This is a genomic window from Nonomuraea sp. NPDC004354 (genome assembly GCF_053602555.1).
The window spans coordinates 1-2,182 of the sequence record NZ_JBSGDV010000052.1; the positions used below are offsets into that span (position 1 = coordinate 1).

The following is a 2,182-nucleotide window of genomic DNA, read 5'->3' on the forward strand; positions in this document are numbered from 1 at the left end:
ACACCCGGAGGAAGCTCGTCGCCCTCCTCGCGGGAGAACACCCGCACGCCGATGACCTTGCCGGACTCACCGTGCGGCACCTTCAGCGAGGTGTCGCGGACCTCGCGCGCCTTCTCACCGAAGATCGCGCGCAGCAGCCGCTCCTCCGGCGTCAGCTCGGTCTCACCCTTCGGGGTGACCTTGCCGACCAGGATGTCACCGGGAACGACCTCGGCGCCGATGCGGATGATGCCGCGCTCGTCGAGGTCGGCCAGGACCTCCTCGGAGACGTTGGGGATGTCCCTGGTGATCTCCTCGGGACCCAGCTTGGTGTCACGGGCGTCGACCTCGTGCTCCTCGATGTGGATCGAGGACAGGACGTCGTCCTGGACCAGCCGCTGGGACAGGATGATCGCGTCTTCGTAGTTGTGACCCTCCCACGGCATGAACGCCACCAGCAGGTTCTTGCCCAGCGCCATCTCGCCGTTGTCGGTGCAGGGACCGTCGGCGATGACCTGGTTGACCTCGACCCGGTCGCCCTCGGCGACGATGGGCTTCTGGTTGAACGAGGTGCCCTGGTTGGAACGCTTGAACTTGGCGACCCGGTAGGTGGTGCGGGTGCCGTCGTCGTTCATGACCGTGACGTAGTCGGCGGAGACCTCCTCGACCACGCCGGCCTTCTCGGCGCTGATGACGTCGCCGGCGTCGGTCGCGGCACGGTACTCCATGCCGGTGCCGACCAGCGGCGACTCGCTCTTCAGCAGCGGCACGGACTGCCTCTGCATGTTGGAGCCCATGAGCGCGCGGTTGGCGTCGTCGTGCTCGAGGAAGGGGATCATCGCGGTGGCCACCGACACCATCTGGCGCGGCGACACGTCGATGTAGTCGACCTCCTCGGCACGGGCGAGCTCGGTCTCACCACCCTTGGTGCGAACCAGGACGCGGGGCTCGGCGAACGAACCGTCCGGGTTGAGGGTGGTGTTGGCCTGCGCCTTGACGTAACGGTCTTCCTCGTCGGCGGTCAGGTAGTCGATCTGGTCGGTCACCTTGCCGTCGACGACCTTGCGGTAAGGAGTCTCGACGAAGCCGAAGGCGTTGATGCGGCCGAAGGAGGCCAGCGAGCCGATCAGACCGATGTTGGGGCCTTCCGGCGTCTCGATCGGGCACATCCGGCCGTAGTGGGACGGGTGCACGTCGCGGACCTCGAAGCCGGCGCGCTCACGCGACAGACCACCGGGACCCAGCGCGGACAGACGCCGCTTGTGCGTCAGGCCGGCCAGCGGGTTGGTCTGGTCCATGAACTGCGACAGCTGCGAGGTGCCGAAGAACTCCTTGATCGACGCCACGACCGGGCGGATGTTGATCAGGGTCTGCGGCGTGATGGCCTCGACGTCCTGCGTGGTCATGCGCTCGCGGACGACGCGCTCCATGCGGGCCAGGCCCAGGCGGACCTGGTTCTGGATCAGCTCGCCCACGCTGCGCAGACGGCGGTTGCCGAAGTGGTCGATGTCGTCGGTCTCGACGATGACCTCACGACCCTCGGCGCCCGGCATCGACTCCTCGCCGGCGTGCAGCCTGACGATGTACTCGATGGTGGCGACGATGTCGTCCTCGGTCAGCGTCCCCTGGGTGATCTCCGCGTCGATCCCGAGCTTCTTGTTGATCTTGTAACGACCGACCTTCGCCAGGTCGTACCGCTTCGGGTTGAAGTAGAGGTTCTCCAGCAGGGTCTGCGCCGACTCCTTGGTCGGCGGCTCACCCGGACGCAGCTTGCGGTAGATGTCGAGCAGCGCGTCGTCCTGGCCGGCCGTGTGGTCCTTCTCCAGGGTGGCGCGCATCGACTCGTACTGGCCGAAACGCTCGAGGATCTGTTCGTTGGTCCATCCCAGCGCCTTGAGAAGCACGGTGACGGCCTGCTTGCGCTTGCGGTCGATGCGGACACCGACGCTGTCGCGCTTGTCGATCTCGAACTCGAGCCATGCCCCCCTGGAGGGGATGACCCGGCAGCCGTACAGGTCCTTGTCGGAGGTCTTGTCGACGCTGCGGTCGAAGTAGACGCCCGGGGAGCGGACCAGCTGCGAGACCACGACACGCTCGGTGCCGTTGATGATGAAGGTGCCCTTCGGCGTCATGAGCGGGAAGTCGCCCATGAACACCGTCTGGCTCTTGATCTCACCAGTGGTGTTATTGATGAACTCCGCCG

At 66.2% G+C, this 2,182-nt stretch carries 1 protein-coding gene; it reads right to left on the reverse strand.

All coding sequences use genetic code 11. From position 1 onward, the window contains the following. On the reverse strand, positions 1-2,182 hold a 2,182-nt coding region (gene rpoB, locus ACWENQ_RS46025; protein WP_452419803.1), incomplete at both ends, for a DNA-directed RNA polymerase subunit beta.